The organism is Kribbella sp. NPDC050124 (assembly GCF_044460355.1).
Taxonomy (GTDB): Bacteria; Actinomycetota; Actinomycetes; order Propionibacteriales; family Kribbellaceae; genus Kribbella.
The window spans coordinates 139,583-154,111 of sequence record NZ_JBITJU010000009.1; the positions used below are offsets into that span (position 1 = coordinate 139,583).

A 14,529-nucleotide genomic window follows, 5' to 3' on the forward strand; every position below is an offset into this window, starting at 1 on the left:
CTAGTTGACGGTGTAGCCCATCGCTTTGGCCTGCTTGACGAGTTCGTCGCCGAACCCGCTCCACGCCTGGTCGACGGTCTTGCCGGACGCCAGGCCCGCGGCCATCGTCTCGGTCCACACGCTGCCCGTGTTGTAGAGCAGGTACGAGTGGTCGGGCTGGACGAAGGCGGTCGCCCCCTTCATCGCGGCGAACGTCGTCGTGTTGTCGGCGAAGTAGTCCTGCTTGGCCTGCTTCGCCGCCCACGCGTCCTGGACCGCGCCGTACGCCGGCAGTCCGGTCGACAGCTCGACCTGCCACCGGGGGTCGGTGGCGACGAACTTCGCAAAGGTGAGCGTGTTCTCCAGCTGCTTGCCAGTGATGTGACGCGAGACGCCCCACAGGCCGCCGCCCTCGTTCCCGGTGGCCGGCTTGCTCTCGCCCTGCCAGCTGAGTGGCGTGACGGCGGTCATCTGACCGGCCGGGATCTTCCAGGACTGACGGAACAGGTAGTCGCCCCACCAGGCGGCGCCGGGGCTCATCACGAGGTCCTTGCCGACCTTCGCGGCGTCGGCGTCGAAGATCCCGACCGTCGAAACCGCCTTCGCCTGAACGACTTTGGCGAGCAGTTCCTTCGCCCGAACGCACTTGGGATCGGCGAGATCGATGTGTACCTCGGTCTCGGACTTGCGGGCGTTCGTCGGACAGCCCGCAGCCCAGAGGTAGCGGTCAGGCGCGTAGGCGTCGCCGGTGAAACCGCTGATCTTGCCCGGGTGTTCCTTCGCGATCCGCACCGCGAGGTCGGCGTACTCCTCCCACGTCTTGGGCGGGGTGTAGCCGGACTGGTCGAAGAAGGCCTTGTTGTACCAGAAGACGTCCGGCGCGGCGTCGTTGCGCAGGCAACGGATCTTGCCGTCGATCGTGCACGGCGCGATCACCTCGTCCTGGTACCCCTTGATCACGTCCGGGAGCAGGCCGGTCAGGTCCGCGGTGTAGTTGACCTGCGCACCCGACGCCCACGCGATGTCGTCGTTGGACGGGAAGAAGATCGCGTCCGGCCAGCCCTTGCCGGCCTGGTTGAACTGGGCGAACTGCTGCTGCAGCGACTTGCCGCCGACGGTGCCGTCGATCTGGTTGACCGTCACCTTGATCTCCGGGTGAGCCTGCTGGAACGCCTTCGCGGCGGGGACTCGCGGCGGGTCGACCCAGATCGTGATGGCACCGCCGGAGTCGGTCTGCCTCACGTCGGAGCCGGCGCCGACCGAGGAGCCACAGGCGGCCAGCAGTGCGGCCGCGCAGGCCGCCGCGGCGACGGTGGGGAGGATCCCGGGACGTACACCGGGTGACTTCATGGACGGACTCCTTCGGTTCTGATCCCGGGCGGTGGGCGGTCTGAGCCGGGGGCGCGGTCCGTCTGCTCAAACGTTGGAGCAGACGCTAGACCGCACGACCGCGAGTGGTCAATCGTTTGCGCACGGACTTTCCGGGAGGGTTGACATAACCCCCGGGGACGCCGGTCAGCGGTGGCGGGGCGGGCGGGCCGTGGACTCGCGGACGACGAGCTCCGGTGGCGGGTCGGTGACGACCTCATCGGCCGTCGCGCCGGTCTCGATGCGCCGGATCACACTACGCACGGCGGTCCGCCCGACGGCGTAGAACTGCATCTTCACCGCGGTCAGCGGCGGCCAGGTGTTCTCGGCGGTCCAGGAGTCGTGCACCGTGACAACGGACAAGTCGTCCGGGATCCGGATCCCCGTCCGGCGGGCCTCCCCCAGCAAGCCGACCGCCGCGTTGACGTTGGCCACCACGATCCCGGTGGGCGCCGGATCGAGTGCGATCAGCCGGCGCAACGCCGTACGCCCGTTGTCGACGGTGTAGCCGACCCTGGTCTCGTAGCCCTTCGGCACTCGCACCCCCGCCGCGGCGAGCGCCTCCTTGTACCCGATGTGCCGCCGTTTCGCGGTGAACGAGCGCGGAAGCCCGTTGGCGAACGCGATCCGCTCGTGGCCCAGGTCGAGGAGGTGCTCCGTCGCGATGCGCGCGCCGTTCTGGTCGTCGAGCGTGACCGAGCCGACATGACCCGGGCTGGCGGAGTTCACCAGCACGATCGGCGCCGGCGACTCGAGCAGGTCGCGCAGACCCGCGGGCGACACCCCGTCGCCGATCTGCAGCGCCATGCCGTCGACCCGGCCCTCGCCGATCAGGCGCGCGATGACCTCGTTGCCCGGACGGACGTCGTCCGAGCGGCCGAGCAGCACCGTGTACCCACGCTCGGCTGCCTCGTCCTGCGCACCGTGCATCAACTCGGTGAACAACGCGTTGGTGATGTCCGGTACGACCAGACCGACGACCTGGGTCCGCGCGGACTTGAGCGCCCGGCCGGCGAAGTTCGGGCGGTAGCGCAGTTCGCCCGCCGCCTCGACGATTCGCCGCCGAGTCGCCTCGCTCACCCGCGCGTCCGGGGCGTCGCTCAGCACCCGGGACACCGCGGAGATCGAGACGCCGGCGCGTGCGGCGACGTCGCCCAGGGTGGCCATGGCGGTCAGCCTAGACCGCGGGCTCGGCGGCGAGCGGGTCGACGCCGTCGCGCAGGCGCCCTTGGGCTCCCAGTCGTGGCGCGGCCAGGCGACTGCGAAGGATCTCGCCGTCGATCCGGATTGGGCTGCGCGCCATGGTCAGCTCCAGCGGCGCACCGCCTGGCTCGGCCGGCGGCCGTTCGACGGTCTGCGTCATCTCGATCGAGGTGAACTCCGGCGAGGCGAGCAGCTCGTCGAGGGTCTGCAAGGGTGCGCACGGGACGCCGGCGGCGGTCAGGAGCTCGAGCCAGTGCCCGGTGCCGGCGGTCGCGAGGCGTTGGGCGATCAGTCGCTCGATCTGCGCGCGTTCGGTCCGCCACCGATCGCTGTCGCCGTACGCCGCCAGGTCGTCGGCCCCCAGTAGCCGACCCAACCGGTCGACCGGCGTGATGGCGATTGCGAGGTAGCCATCGGCCGTCGGATAGAGACCGTACGGCGCCATGCGCGGTCCGCATGACGAGGTCGCCGCAGGGTCGTTGAGACGCGTGGTGATCAACTCGAACTGCAGGTCGAGAGCACCCTCGAGCAGACTGGTCTCGACCAGGCCGCCACGGCCGGTGCGAGCCTTGCGCACGAGCAGCGCGGTGACGCCCTGGGCCAGGTGACAGCTCATCAAGTGGTCGGCGATCGAGAGTCCGACGGACACCGGGCGGTCATCGCCACTCGCCCACGCCAGGCCCGAGACGGACTGCGCGAGAAGGTCCTGTCCCGGACGGCTCGCCCACGGACCGTCGGCGCCGTACCCGGAGGCGGCGGCGTACACGAGCCCCTGGTTGAGCGCCCGCGCGGCGTCGTACCCGAGCCCAAGGCGCTCCATCACCCCAGGCCGGAAGTTGTGGATCAGTACGTCGGCACGCGCGACGAGACGCTTCACCCGGTCGAGCTCGCCGGGGTCCTTGAGGTCGGCAACGACCGCCTCCTTGTTGCGGTTCATGCTGTGGAACGAGAACGTGTCCTCGTCCGCCCACCTCCCCGCGAACGCCAGCGTCCGGCCGATCTCGCCGGTCACCGGACGCTCGATCTTGATCACCCGCGCCCCGAGATCGGCCAGCCGGAGCGCGGCCACCGGACCCGCCAGGAACTGACTGAAGTCCAGCACCACCACCCCGGCCAGCGGCAACTCCTCCACCGCCACCGACCCCCTTCGCTGCTCAATCGTTTGCGCAACGATAAGCCAGCACACACCGCTGAGCAACCAGGGCAGCCTGCCAACGCTGGAACCCGACCGTCGCCAACCGAGCAGGCTACCCCGTCGGTTGCCACGCCGGCTGGCCGTCGAACCCGGGCGCGTGCGTCAGAGCCCGGGTTGCGCCGGTCTCGACGTCGGCGACGTAGACGTCCCACGAACCCCCAGCGTCGGAGTAGTACGCGAGCGACCGGCCGTCCGGAGACCACCGCGGCCGTTCCTCCGACGCCGACTCGGCCACCACCGAGCGCTGCCCGGTACCGTCCGCGGCGACAACCGCGATGTCGAAGCCGGCCGACGTCACGATGTTGTACGCCAACCGCGAGCCGTCGACCGACCAGGCCGGGTTGATGCCGCGAACCGGCTGCGGGAGGAGCGTCTGTTCGACGCCGGTGTCCGGGTCGACCGCGCGGAGTTCGGGCGCGCCGCTGCGCGTGGTCGCGAAGCCGATCCGCGACCCGTCCGGCGACCACTGCGGCTTGTCGTCCAGCCCGAGCGAATTCACCAACTGCCGGACGCTCGAACCGTCGACGTCCATCACGAAAATGTCCCAGTCGCCGTCCCTGTTGGAGCTGAAGGCCAATCGACGTCCGTCCGGCGACCAACTCGGGTAGAAGTTCGCGGCCGCGTCGCGGGTGATCTGCGTCAATCCCGTTCCGTCCCGAGAGATCAGGTAGATGTCGCTCGCGCTCGGAGACCCCGCGTTGAACGCCAGCCGTCGCCCGTCCGGCGACCAGGCCGGGTGCGAGACCGGCGGGAGCGCCTCGGTCAGCCGCCGCACGTTCGAGCCGTCCGCCTGCATCACGTAGAGCGCGTCGACGCCCTCGCGATCGGAGACGAAGGCAATGAGCCCGCCCGCGCGCGTAGTCGGCGACTGCGGCGACCCAGACGACGCCTGCTGCGACGGCTCGGGTTCAGGCGTCGACGTCGTACACCCGAGCGCCGTGCACCCGAGGACCCCGACCAACAGCGCGCCGCAGACCAGCCGCAGCCCGTGGACTGTCCACACGACCTGAGCGTCACGGTCGATGCGACGGCCCGCCAAGCAGCGGCCCGCCTCCGTATCCGAATCGTTGCGGTCCCGGCAGTGGGTGAGAATCGGCTATGAGGATCCTGCTCCGCGTGAAACCGGGTGCCTCCCGAACCGCCGTCGGCGGCCGGTACGACGGTCCATCCGGCCCGGCCCTGGTGGTGGCGGTGGCAGCCCGTGCGGTGGAGGGCCAGGCGACGAAGGCGGTCTTGGAGGCGGTCGCGGCGGCGTTCGGCGTACGGCGCGCGGCCGTGACGCTGGTGCGCGGCGCGACCAGCCGGGACAAACTGGTCGAGGTCGACGGCGAGGACGCACAGCTTCAGCCCAGACTCGAAGAGCTCCTCGGCTGAACCCACGGCCAGCCCACGCAGAAGCCCAGCTCGGCAGTTGCGGCGTTCAGCCTGATCTGGTGGCACGGCGCCCAGGCGACTCCTTGTCCCGAAGGGTGGCGAGGGCCTTCTCGATCACCCGCGCGCGCGTCTCAGGCTTCTTGGCGCTCTCGATGGCGAGCACATGCTCGCGCCTGCGGCTGTAGGACAAGCCGTCGTAGGCGGTGCGGGCAACTGGATCGGCGTCCAGCGCCTGCGTGAAGTCCGGGGGCTCGACCACAACGCGCGGTTCGGCATCGAGTTCCAGTTCGACCTCGACCTCCTCGCCGGTGACGACACCGGCGGCCTTCCGGTTGGCGTTGCTGAGACCGAGCAGGTAGCGGCCGCGCATGATGGCCACCCTGCTCCGCCATGAATGGCCGTTGATCGTGATGATCACCGGCGGCCGCTTGCCTTCACCGAGTGCCTCGACAAGGTCCTGGGGAACCTCCAGGCCCCGCATGGGCTCCGGAGGCTCGACGTAGGTTGTGAACTTCATGATCTGCTCCTGCGAGAATCGGATGCGCTACTCGGCGTACGGCTGGTCGTCGCTGTGGGCGCTGTAGCCGATGCTCCAGATGTAGCCGTCCAGGTCCGCGAAGGTGCCGCCGTACCCGCCCCATGGCAACTCGGCGGCGGGGTTGAGGATCGTGCCGCCGGCTCGCTTGGCGGCGTCGAGGATCTCGTCGACCCTCGCCTCGCTGCGGACGACGTAGGTGAGGACCATCCCGCTGAAGCCGCTACCCTCCGGGCTCGTGCCCACCTGGGCGGCCAGACCGTCGCGGCCGTAGAAGCCGACGAGCGAGCCGCCGTCCGCCTCGAAGAACACCGAGACGCGGTAGTCCTGCTGGATCTTCCACCCGAGACCTTCTGTGTAGAACCGCTTGGACCGATCCATGTCCTCGACCCCGAGCAGAATCGAGCTCACGTGCGCTTTCATGTCTGTCTCCTTGAAGCTAGGTGCCGCTGCAGATGACAGTCACGCTAGGCGCGGCCGGTGCACCCGTGCTTCTCGATTCCTGACCGATCCTCGACACGACATTCAGCACGGCCGCGAAGCCGGAGATCGAAGACCCTCGGACGGCGACACGTCGCAGGCGCAGGGGTTGCACCGCTCACACGAGGCAAGGGGATTGCGATGTCCTCATACTCTCCCGAGCCGTCACGACCGGGCGATCGCGTCCGGCATCGGGAGCACCTCGAAGGTCGCAAGACCGGATCCGACCGCCGGGTCCTTCGCACCCAGGGCGCGAACCTCGTCCGCGTCGCCGGCCGAGACCACGGCGAGCCCCCAAACTCCAGCCGGATCGGCGACCGGCCCGAAGACGACGGCGGTGCCCGCGGTGATCAAGTCATGCCAATAGCCCACATGCTCGGCCATCACTGCGGCCTCCGCCTCCGTCATGTCGGCGGCAAACGTCGGACGCGGCGGGATGAGCTTGTAGGCGAAGTACCGACTGGTGGTGCCTGTGTCCGGCTCCTGCAGGAGGAGCCGGGCGCTCTGCGCGCCGGAAACGTCCCAGACTGGCTGCAGAACCTCGCGAAACGCCCTCGCCCGCTCCTCCGTGGGGAACTCCAGGTGCAGCAGAACCCGTGTCGGATCGTCGGCGGTCCGATAGATCGAGTGGCGGATCACGCCGTGGGACGCGCGATCCAGCGGGTCTCGGTCGAAGACCGCCTTCCAGCCGCCGAAGTCCGGCACGTCGTACTCGATCTGCAGGATCGGCATGCCACCCTCCGTCCACGTGGCCCGAGATAGTATCGTTAGCTCCGACTAACGGTAATTGTCGACGCACGGTTAGGCAAGACGCACCGATGGATTCCTCTGATGCGGTCCTGGATGCCCTCGGGGACCGGACCCGCCGCGCGATTCTCGAGCGGCTCCGGACCGGGCCGCAGCCGGTCGTCGAGATCGCCCGCGGGCTGTCTGTCGGACGGCCGGCGGTCTCGCAACACCTGAAGATCCTGAAGCAGGCGAGTCTGGTGGTGGACCACGCCGTCGGCACTCGGCGCGTCTACGAGATCAACCCTGACGGGCTGGAGACACTGCAGGACTATGCGCGCTCGTTCTGGTCCGCGGCGCTCACCCGTTATCAGCGGGCGGCGCAACTGGCGGCGTCCCAAGAGCAAGGCCAGGAGGGTGACGCCAGTGTCGAATGAGCCCGACCCGACTGTCCGGTACACCGTGCGCGTCGACCTCCCTCCTGATGCCGCCTTCCGGCTGTTCACCGGCGGGATCGGCGAGTGGTGGCCGCTGGACGAGGGCTACTCGTACGGTGGTGACCGGGCCCGGGAGATCTTCCTGGAACCCGCCGAGGGCGGCCGGTTCTACGAGCGGTTCAGCGACGGCGACGAACTCCAGGTCGGCACTGTCACCATCTGCTCACCGCCCGACCGCATCGTCTTCACTTGGCGCAGTCCTGACTGGCCCGCAGACACCGAGGTCGACGTCCGATTCCTCGCCGTGGAAGGCGGGACCACCCTCGAGCTCGAGCATCGTGGTTTCGAGCGCCTCGGCAAGGACGGTCACTCACTTGCACGACAGTGGGCGGGTGGATGGCCCCGAGTCATCGAAGCCTTTGCCACCCGGGCGACCGCCGGCTGACGTCCGCGAGTCCACCTCAGCTCACGTCGGTTCGAGCCCTACTGTCGGCGCGGCTTGTTAGCTTGATGTCCGCATGTGGCCGGAGAGTTTCGGGGCAAGGGGTGACAGTGATCGGGTGACGACGTATTCGGCGGTGCGTACGACGGGGATCTACTGCCGGCCGGGGTGCGGGGCCAAGCCGCTGGCCGAGAACGTGCGGACGTTCGAGCTGGCTGCTGCGCGAGACCTTCCGCGCCTCGCCGCGGGAGCTCCGGCAACGCCGCCTACGCAGCGATCGCCTGGTCGCGGACGGAGGTCTGGTACTGCGCTTGCCGTACAACCCGCCGTACGACTGGGACGCGATGCTGGCCTTCCTCGGCGCGCAGGCGGTCCCCGGAGTCGAGTCGGTCGATGACGGTGTCTATCGCCGGACCGTCTCGCTCGACGGTGATCCAGGCCTACTCGAGATCGGGCCCGGCGGCGCCGACCACCTGCTCCTGACTGCTCACCTGCCGTACTGGGAGGGCGTCATCCACGTCGCCGAACGCGCCGCCGTCCTGGTCGGCCTGCGTTCCGAACCCCTGCTTGCCCAGACACTGCTCGCGGCGAATCCCACCGTCGGTCCGTTGCTCGCGGTCCACCCTGGTGTCCGCGTGCCGGGCGTGTGGGGACCGTTCGAGGTGGCGGCCCAGACCGTGGTCCGGGACCACCTCCCGGAGCAGGCGGCTTACGACGTACTCCGCAAGCTGGTCGAGGTCCACGGGATGCCGGTGCCGGGGCTCGCTCACGGACTCACGCACGCGTTCCCCTCAGCCGAGGCGCTGGTCGGCGACGAACTGATCGGCCCGCTCGCCCAAGCGGTTGCTGGAGGCACCCTCATTCTGGACATCGGGGAAAGTGCCGAGGCGCTGATCCGTTCGCTGGAGGTCGTTCCGGGGGTGAGCAGCAAGGCGGCACATCACGTCGCCCTGCGACTGGGTGCCCGCGCTGCCTAGACGCTCCACGAGGAGTCCGACCGCCCCTGGCATCCGGACCCTCCGGCAGCCTCCGACTCGGCAGGCTCAGCGCAGCAGGTTGTTGTGTTTGCCGAGATCGGCTGCCGTGTCGAGGACTTGATAGGTGCCAGTCGTCAACAGTTCGTGCGCGGCCGCCGAGGCCAAACCGTAGGCGCCGGCGGTGATCGCCGGACCGACGCTGATCCTGCACACGCCGAGCTCAGCGAGTTCGGCAACCGTTGGCGCGCCGGGCCTGACCATCACGTTGAGCGGCAGCGGCGACGCTTGGACCAGGGCGCGGATCGTCGGCGGGTCCACGACCCCTGGCACGAAGAGCACATCCGCGCCCGCCTCGGCGTACAGTTTCGCCCTGTCGATCGTCCCGGCGCCGTCGCCCAACAGCCAGGTATCGGTCCGGGCGTTGATCACCAAGTCGGCGCCGAGGGCAATCGCAACCCGCCGGGCAGCCGCGATTCTCGCCGCCTGAACGGCGGGATCCAACAGCACCCCGTCGTCGCTGTCCTCCAGGTTGATGCCGGCGGCACCCGCCTCGAGGACCTCGGTCACGGTTGCCTCGACATCGCCGTACCCGGACTCGACATCCGCTGTCACGGGAACCGAGACCGCCGCGACGATCGCTCGAAGCGCGGCGATCGCCGTCGCCCGATTCAATCCACCAGCATCCTCCACACCCGCGGCCCACGAGACACCGGCGCTCGTCGTCGCGATGGCCCGAGCCCCGGCGGCCTCGACCGCCCGGGCCGATCCGGCATCCCACGCGTTCGGCAACACCAACGGCGGCTGCTCATGCAGAGCCCGAAACTCCTGCGCGCTCATTGCGATCCTCCTGAGGTCGACTGAACCCAAGAGTCGCCTGCCCACCCAGCCGGAGTCTGGCCAGATTCGGCCATCTACATGCCAGATCCGAAGGCTACGAACCGCGGGCGTGGAGGAGGACGATCGAGCGGGGGTTGACCGGGACGTGGCTGCCGGCGGTGAGCTCGGTGGTGGGTGGGGTGCCGTCGAGATCGTAGGTGTCGATCTCGCGGGTCCACGTCTTGCCGGTCTCGGTTGCTGGTACGACGAAGTCGAGCGGCCCCCACCAGGAGTTGACCAGGAGCAGGAAGTCGTCGTCGACCAGCAGGGATCCGTCCGCGGCCCGATCGGGAGCGTCGTCGCCGTCGAGGTAGAGCGCGACGCTCCGCGCGTCCGGGTCGGCCCAGTTCGCCGCGGTCAGCTCCGTACCGGCTGGGGTGTACCACCGAAGCTCCCCGGCTTCCACGCCGGTGAGGAAGCGGCGCCGGCGGAACACCGGATGGTCCCGGCGCAGTGCGATGAGCTTCTTGGTGAACGCCGCCAACCGCTCGTCCCGTGTGGACCAGTCGAACCAGCTGATCGCGTTGTCCTGGCAGTACGCGTTGTTGTTCCCCTGCTGGGTACGCCCGAGCTCGTCGCCGCCGAGCAGCATCGGTATCCCGAACGACAGCATCAACGTGGCGAGCATCGCACGGCTCTGCCTCGCTCGGAGGTCCAGGATCTCCTGATCGGAGGTGGGGCCCTCGACACCGCAGTTCCAGGAGCGGTTGTCGTTGCTCCCGTCGTTGTTCGCCTCGCCGTTCGCTTCGTTGTGCTTGGCGTCGTACGAGACGAGATCGGCCAGCGTGAAACCGTCGTGAACCGTGATCAGGTTGACCGAAGCGGTCGGACGCCGGCCGGCCGCGGAGTACAGGTCGGACGACCCGCTGAGCCGGGAGGCGAACTCGCCGATCAGGCCGGCGTGGCTGCGCCAGAAGTCGCGCATCACGTCGCGGTACCGGCCGTTCCACTCACTCCACAGCGGCGGGAAGCGGCCGAGGTCGTAGCTGTCGACCTGCCCGACGTCCCACGGCTCGGCGATGAGCTTGGTGCGGGATACCACCGGGTCCTGCGAGATCAGGTCGAAGAACGCCGCCATCTTGTCGAAGCTGCCGTCCTCACGGGCCAGTGTCGGCGCCAGGTCGAAGCGGAAGCCGTCGACACGCAGCTCGGTCAGCCAGTAGCGCAACGAGTCCATGATCAGCTGAAGGCTGACCGGGCTGTCGGCGTTCAGCGAGTTGCCGGTACCCGTCGTGTCCACGTAGAACCGCAGGTCGTCCGGGGCCAGCCGATAGTACGCCGGATTGTGCAGTCCGCGATGGCACAACGTCGGGCCGAGGTGGTTCCCTTCGGCGGTGTGGTTGAAGACCACGTCGAGGATGACCTCGATACCGGCGCCGTGGAGCGTGTCGACCATCGCCTGGAACTCGGCGACCTGCTGGTCGGGCCGACCGGCCCGGACCGCGGCGGAGTAGCCGGCGTGTGGCGCGAAGTACCCGATGGTGTTGTAGCCCCAGTAGTTGGTCAGGCCGCGTTCGACCAGGAACCGCTCGGGCACGCTCTGGTGCACCGGGAGCAGCTCCACGGCAGTCACCCCGAGATCGACGAGATGTGCGACCGCGGCCTCGTGGGCAAGCCCGGCGTACGTGCCCCGCAGCGGCTCCGGTACGGCGGGATGCGCGGCGGTGAAGCCTTTGACGTGGAGCTCGTAGATGATCGTGTCGGCGTAGGAGTGGGCTGGTCGGGGACGGTCGCTCCAGTCGAAGGACGTGTCCACCACGAGGCTCCGGGGGACGTGTCCGGCCGAGTCCAGCGTGCTCGGCGCCTCGACATCGTCGACGGCGTACCCGAGCAGTTCCGGCCCGAATCGCACTCCGCCGTCAACGGCTCGCGCATACGGGTCGAGCAGCAGCTTCGCCGGGTTGCAGCGCAGACCTCGCCGCGGTTCGTACGGTCCGGTGGTCCGGTAACCATAGGCCTGGCCGGGCCGTACGCCGGGCAGGAACCCGTGCCAGATGTCGCCATCGCGTTCCAGCAGCGGAATCTGGGTCTCCTTGCCGTCGGAGTCGAACAGGCACAAGAGCACACCATCGGCCACCGATGCGACGGCGAAGTTCGTGCCGTCCGGCCCGGGGGTCGCACCGAGCGGGGCGGCTGCGCCGGGCAACGCCAGCGGGACGGAGACCTGCGTGGTCATGATCGGTCGCCCATCGCACGGAGGACGTCGCCGATGGACTGAACCGAGCCGTGCCGTCGCCGGATCAGATCGGCGACGATCCCGGTCCAGCCGGTCTGATGCGCGGCGCCCAGACCAGCCCCGTTGTCGCCGTGGAAGTACTCGTTGAACATCAGGTTGTCCTTCCAGTTCGGGTCGTGCTGCAGCCGGGCGACCCCACCGAAGCAGGGCCGCCGGCCGTCCGGACCGACGAGGAAGATCGACACCAGCCGGGCGAACAGATCGTCGGCGATGGCGTCGAGAGCGAGCCGCCGGCCCGATCCGGTGGGGTACTCGAGCTTCAGGTCATCGCCGAAGAAGCGGTGGTAGCGCAGTACGGCGGTGGCCGCGAGGAAGTTCAGCGGGAACCAGATCGGCCCGCGCCAGTTCGAGTTGCCGCCGAACATGTCGGTGGTCGACTCGGCCGGTTCGTAGTCCACCGTGGCGCGCAGCCCCTCCACCTCCAGCGTGTACGGGTGGTCGCGGTGGAACGCGGAGATCGAGCGGAGACCGTACGGCGACAGGAACTCAGCGGGATCGAACAGCTTGCCGAACAGGCGGAGTACCTGGTCGACCCCGACGGTGCCCATCAGCAGGCGCTGCTGCCCGGCCTCGCCCCGCAGTACGCCGGCCGCCGCCAGGCTCTCGCGGTCGCGCAGGCCCTGCCGATCGAGGAACTCGGCGAACTGCTTGCCCGGGGCAACAGCTCCGGCGATCAGCTGGTCGTCGACCACGCCGACCGCCAGCATCGGGATGATGCCGACCATCGAGTGCACCTTCACCGGCACCACCACGCCGCCGCCGGTGACGATCCGGTCGTAGAACAGGCCGTCGGTCTCGTCCCACATCCCCTGCTGCGCCATCGCGGTGCGGATCGCGGCGAAGTGCTCGAGGAACTTGTGCACCAGGTCGCGCGCCGGTCGATGGCCGCTCCGGTTCAGGATCGCCGCGATCGTCGTCATCGCCAGCGCGTACGCCGCCATCCAGCCGGTGGCGTCGGACTGTTCGAGCACGCCGCCCACCGGCAGGTGCGAACGGTCGAGCGGGCCGATGTTGTCCAGCCCGAGGAACCCGCCTTCGAACAGGTTCGATCCGTCGGCGTCCTCCCGGTTGACCCACCAGGTGAAGTTGACCAGCAGCTTGTCGAAGATCCGGCTGAGGAAGTCGAGGTCGCGCCCGCCGTCGATGGCGAACACCTCCAGCGCCGCGAACGCCTGCACCGGCGGGTTCACGTCACCGAAGTCCCACTCGTAGGCCGGCAGGGCGCCGTTCGGGTGCTGGAACCATTCACGGCACACCAGCAGCAGTTGGTCCTTGGCGAACTCCGGATCGACGTGGGCGAGCGCGATGCAGTGGAAGGCGAGGTCCCAGGAGGCGAACCAGGGGTACTCCCACTTGTCCGGCATCGACATCACGTCGAAGGCGTTGAAGGTGCGCCACCGGTGGTTGCGCCCGGTGTGCCGCGAGGCCGGCGGGACCGGCTGCCCCGGGTCGCCGTCCAGCCAGCGGGCGACGTCGTAGTAATAGAGCTGCTTGCTCCACAGCATCCCGGCGAAGGCCTGCCGCATCACCATCGCCTCGTCGGGCGAGGCAGCCGCCGGCGTCAGCTCGGCATAGAACTCGTCAGCCTCCGTCTGCCGGGTTCTCAAGACCTGCTCGTACTCCTGTCCGAGCGCGGTTGCGACGTCCGAACCCGATCCTGCGGGACGCAGCCGCAACCGCAGCTCCACGGTCGAGCCCGGTGCGACGTCCACGCGGTACCAGGCCGCGCACTTGGTACCGCGCTGCGCGGGATCGACAGTCGGCGCACCCGTCAACACGTGATCGTTGATCCCGTCTTTGGGGTACGGCGTCGACCCTGCGACGCCGTACAAGCGCTGGATGTTGGTCTCGTTCTCGCAGAACAGGAGTCTCGGCGCGATCCCGTCCGGACCCGGTGCCGTCAGCAGCTCCAGCTCGCCCAGGGACGGGTGCGACGCGCGCACGGTCAGGTCACCGGTCGCGGCGAGCTCGGGTCGTTGAGCACCCGTGCCCCACGACCACGTGTTGCGGAACCAGATCGTCGGCAGGACGTGGAGCGTCTCCGCGGCGGGTCCTGCGTTCGTGACCTGGACCGACATCAGGAGGTCGGTCGGGCTCGCCTTCGCGTACCGCACCTCGACGATCCAGTACCGGTCGTCGTCGAACGCGCCGGTGTCGAGGAGCTCGTACTCCGCATCGAGTTTGCCGCGCCTGCCGTTCTCGGCTCGCAGGTCTTCGTACGGGAACTCTCGCTGCGGGTAGTGGTAGCGCCACCGGTTCCAGGCGTGGCTTGGCACGGCGTCGCAGTACCACCAGTAGTCCTTCACGTCCTCGCCGTGGTTCGCCTCCGCGCCGGTCAGCCCGAACGGCCGCTCCTTGAGGATCGGATCGCGCCCGTTCCACAACGCCAGCCCGAGGCACAGCCGTTGCTCGATGTCGCTGAACCCGGCCAGCCCGTCCTCCCCCCACCGGTACGCCGTCGCGCGGGCGCGGTCGTGCGAGAAATAACCCCACGCCTCCCCGTCGGCGCTGTAGTCCTCCCGCACGGTCCCCCACTGACGCTCACTGAGGTACGGACCCCAGAGACGCCACTCGCTGCGCCGCGACGCCGAACCGTCGCCCGCCATTCGCTCCCGCTCGGCCCCGGGCACGGGTGGCTGTGTCGTCACGCGATCCTCCCAGCAACGGCGATCGACCAAGGCCTCACCCATTCTTCGCGGCC

Annotated in this window: 15 protein-coding genes; 5 read left to right on the forward strand and 10 right to left on the reverse strand. The window is 69.1% G+C overall.

The window, feature by feature from the left end; genetic code table 11:
* The 4 genes from ACIBL3_RS22100 to ACIBL3_RS22115 all read right to left on the reverse strand — a co-directional run bounded on the left by ACIBL3_RS22100 (position 1) and on the right by ACIBL3_RS22115 (position 4,748).
* Complete coding sequence (locus ACIBL3_RS22100) at positions 1-1,329, reverse strand: ABC transporter substrate-binding protein (protein ID WP_396355388.1); 1,329 nt, start codon at positions 1,327-1,329, stop codon at positions 1-3.
* A gap of 165 nt (positions 1,330-1,494) precedes the next feature.
* A complete protein-coding gene (locus ACIBL3_RS22105) occupies positions 1,495-2,514 on the reverse strand; it encodes a LacI family DNA-binding transcriptional regulator (RefSeq protein WP_396355389.1) in 1,020 nt (339 codons plus the stop codon).
* Between the two features lie 10 nt (positions 2,515-2,524).
* Positions 2,525-3,688 (reverse strand): CaiB/BaiF CoA transferase family protein, encoded by a 1,164-nt coding sequence (locus tag ACIBL3_RS22110; RefSeq protein WP_396355390.1) that lies wholly within the window; start codon positions 3,686-3,688, stop codon positions 2,525-2,527.
* 109 nt (positions 3,689-3,797) lie between these two features.
* Positions 3,798-4,748, reverse strand: coding sequence for a TolB family protein (locus ACIBL3_RS22115; protein ID WP_396355391.1), 951 nt, complete (start codon positions 4,746-4,748; stop codon positions 3,798-3,800).
* Positions 4,749-4,843: 95 nt separating this feature from the next.
* On the opposite strand from ACIBL3_RS22115, the gene ACIBL3_RS22120 reads away from it, so the two are divergent.
* Positions 4,844-5,119: a DUF167 domain-containing protein gene (locus tag ACIBL3_RS22120; RefSeq protein WP_396355392.1), complete on the forward strand. Its 276-nt coding sequence runs from the start codon at positions 4,844-4,846 to the stop codon at positions 5,117-5,119.
* Between the two features lie 46 nt (positions 5,120-5,165).
* On the opposite strand, the gene ACIBL3_RS22125 is transcribed toward ACIBL3_RS22120, so the two are convergent.
* The 3 genes from ACIBL3_RS22125 to ACIBL3_RS22135 all read right to left on the reverse strand — a co-directional run bounded on the left by ACIBL3_RS22125 (position 5,166) and on the right by ACIBL3_RS22135 (position 6,866).
* Positions 5,166-5,636, reverse strand: a complete 471-nt coding sequence (locus ACIBL3_RS22125) for a YdeI/OmpD-associated family protein (protein WP_396355393.1) — start codon at positions 5,634-5,636, stop codon at positions 5,166-5,168.
* Positions 5,637-5,663: 27 nt separating this feature from the next.
* Positions 5,664-6,077 carry a VOC family protein gene (locus tag ACIBL3_RS22130; protein WP_396355394.1) on the reverse strand — a complete coding sequence of 138 codons (414 nt, stop codon included), beginning with the start codon at positions 6,075-6,077 and terminating at the stop codon, positions 5,664-5,666.
* A gap of 222 nt (positions 6,078-6,299) precedes the next feature.
* The gene (locus ACIBL3_RS22135; protein WP_396355395.1) at positions 6,300-6,866 is read right to left on the reverse strand and encodes a YciI family protein; all 567 of its coding nucleotides are present in this window, start codon (positions 6,864-6,866) and stop codon (positions 6,300-6,302) included.
* Between the two features lie 86 nt (positions 6,867-6,952).
* On the opposite strand from ACIBL3_RS22135, the gene ACIBL3_RS22140 reads away from it, so the two are divergent.
* The 4 genes from ACIBL3_RS22140 to ACIBL3_RS22155 all read left to right on the forward strand — a co-directional run bounded on the left by ACIBL3_RS22140 (position 6,953) and on the right by ACIBL3_RS22155 (position 8,716).
* Positions 6,953-7,297 (forward strand): ArsR/SmtB family transcription factor, encoded by a 345-nt coding sequence (locus ACIBL3_RS22140; protein ID WP_396355396.1) that lies wholly within the window; start codon positions 6,953-6,955, stop codon positions 7,295-7,297.
* Positions 7,287-7,742, forward strand: a complete 456-nt coding sequence (locus tag ACIBL3_RS22145; protein WP_396355397.1) for an SRPBCC domain-containing protein — start codon at positions 7,287-7,289, stop codon at positions 7,740-7,742. Before ACIBL3_RS22140 ends, ACIBL3_RS22145 begins: the two co-directional genes overlap by 11 nt.
* Before the next feature lie 73 nt (positions 7,743-7,815).
* Complete coding sequence (locus ACIBL3_RS22150; RefSeq protein ID WP_396355398.1) at positions 7,816-8,136, forward strand: Ada metal-binding domain-containing protein; 321 nt, start codon at positions 7,816-7,818, stop codon at positions 8,134-8,136.
* On the forward strand, positions 8,051-8,716 hold the full coding sequence (locus ACIBL3_RS22155; RefSeq protein WP_396355399.1) for an AlkA N-terminal domain-containing protein: 666 nt from the start codon (positions 8,051-8,053) through the stop codon (positions 8,714-8,716). The genes ACIBL3_RS22150 and ACIBL3_RS22155 overlap by 86 nt, the downstream gene beginning before the upstream one ends.
* Positions 8,717-8,782: 66 nt before the next feature.
* Here the strand turns inward: ACIBL3_RS22155 and ACIBL3_RS22160 are convergent, their stop codons facing one another.
* The 3 genes from ACIBL3_RS22160 to ACIBL3_RS22170 form a co-directional block, all read right to left on the reverse strand.
* Entirely contained in the window at positions 8,783-9,553 is a 771-nt protein-coding gene (locus tag ACIBL3_RS22160; RefSeq protein ID WP_396355400.1) for an isocitrate lyase/phosphoenolpyruvate mutase family protein, read from the reverse strand.
* Positions 9,554-9,647: 94 nt separating this feature from the next.
* The gene (gene glgX, locus ACIBL3_RS22165) at positions 9,648-11,768 is read right to left on the reverse strand and encodes a glycogen debranching protein GlgX (RefSeq protein ID WP_396355401.1); all 2,121 of its coding nucleotides are present in this window, start codon (positions 11,766-11,768) and stop codon (positions 9,648-9,650) included.
* Positions 11,765-14,476: an MGH1-like glycoside hydrolase domain-containing protein gene (locus ACIBL3_RS22170; RefSeq protein WP_396355402.1), complete on the reverse strand. Its 2,712-nt coding sequence runs from the start codon at positions 14,474-14,476 to the stop codon at positions 11,765-11,767. Before ACIBL3_RS22170 ends, glgX begins: the two co-directional genes overlap by 4 nt.
* Between the last annotated feature and the right edge of the window lie 53 nt (positions 14,477-14,529).

Coding starts and splice junctions, on each gene's coding strand:
- ACIBL3_RS22100 (WP_396355388.1), bottom strand. CDS start 1,329: ATGAAGTCACCCGGTGTACGTCCCGGGATCCTCCCCACCGTCGCCGCG.
- ACIBL3_RS22105 (WP_396355389.1), bottom strand. CDS start 2,514: ATGGCCACCCTGGGCGACGTCGCCGCACGCGCCGGCGTCTCGATCTCC.
- ACIBL3_RS22120 (WP_396355392.1), top strand. CDS start 4,844: ATGAGGATCCTGCTCCGCGTGAAACCGGGTGCCTCCCGAACCGCCGTC.
- ACIBL3_RS22125 (WP_396355393.1), bottom strand. CDS start 5,636: ATGAAGTTCACAACCTACGTCGAGCCTCCGGAGCCCATGCGGGGCCTG.
- ACIBL3_RS22130 (WP_396355394.1), bottom strand. CDS start 6,077: ATGAAAGCGCACGTGAGCTCGATTCTGCTCGGGGTCGAGGACATGGAT.
- ACIBL3_RS22135 (WP_396355395.1), bottom strand. CDS start 6,866: ATGCCGATCCTGCAGATCGAGTACGACGTGCCGGACTTCGGCGGCTGG.
- ACIBL3_RS22140 (WP_396355396.1), top strand. CDS start 6,953: ATGGATTCCTCTGATGCGGTCCTGGATGCCCTCGGGGACCGGACCCGC.
- ACIBL3_RS22150 (WP_396355398.1), top strand. CDS start 7,816: ATGTGGCCGGAGAGTTTCGGGGCAAGGGGTGACAGTGATCGGGTGACG.
- ACIBL3_RS22160 (WP_396355400.1), bottom strand. CDS start 9,553: ATGAGCGCGCAGGAGTTTCGGGCTCTGCATGAGCAGCCGCCGTTGGTG.
- glgX (WP_396355401.1), bottom strand. CDS start 11,768: ATGACCACGCAGGTCTCCGTCCCGCTGGCGTTGCCCGGCGCAGCCGCC.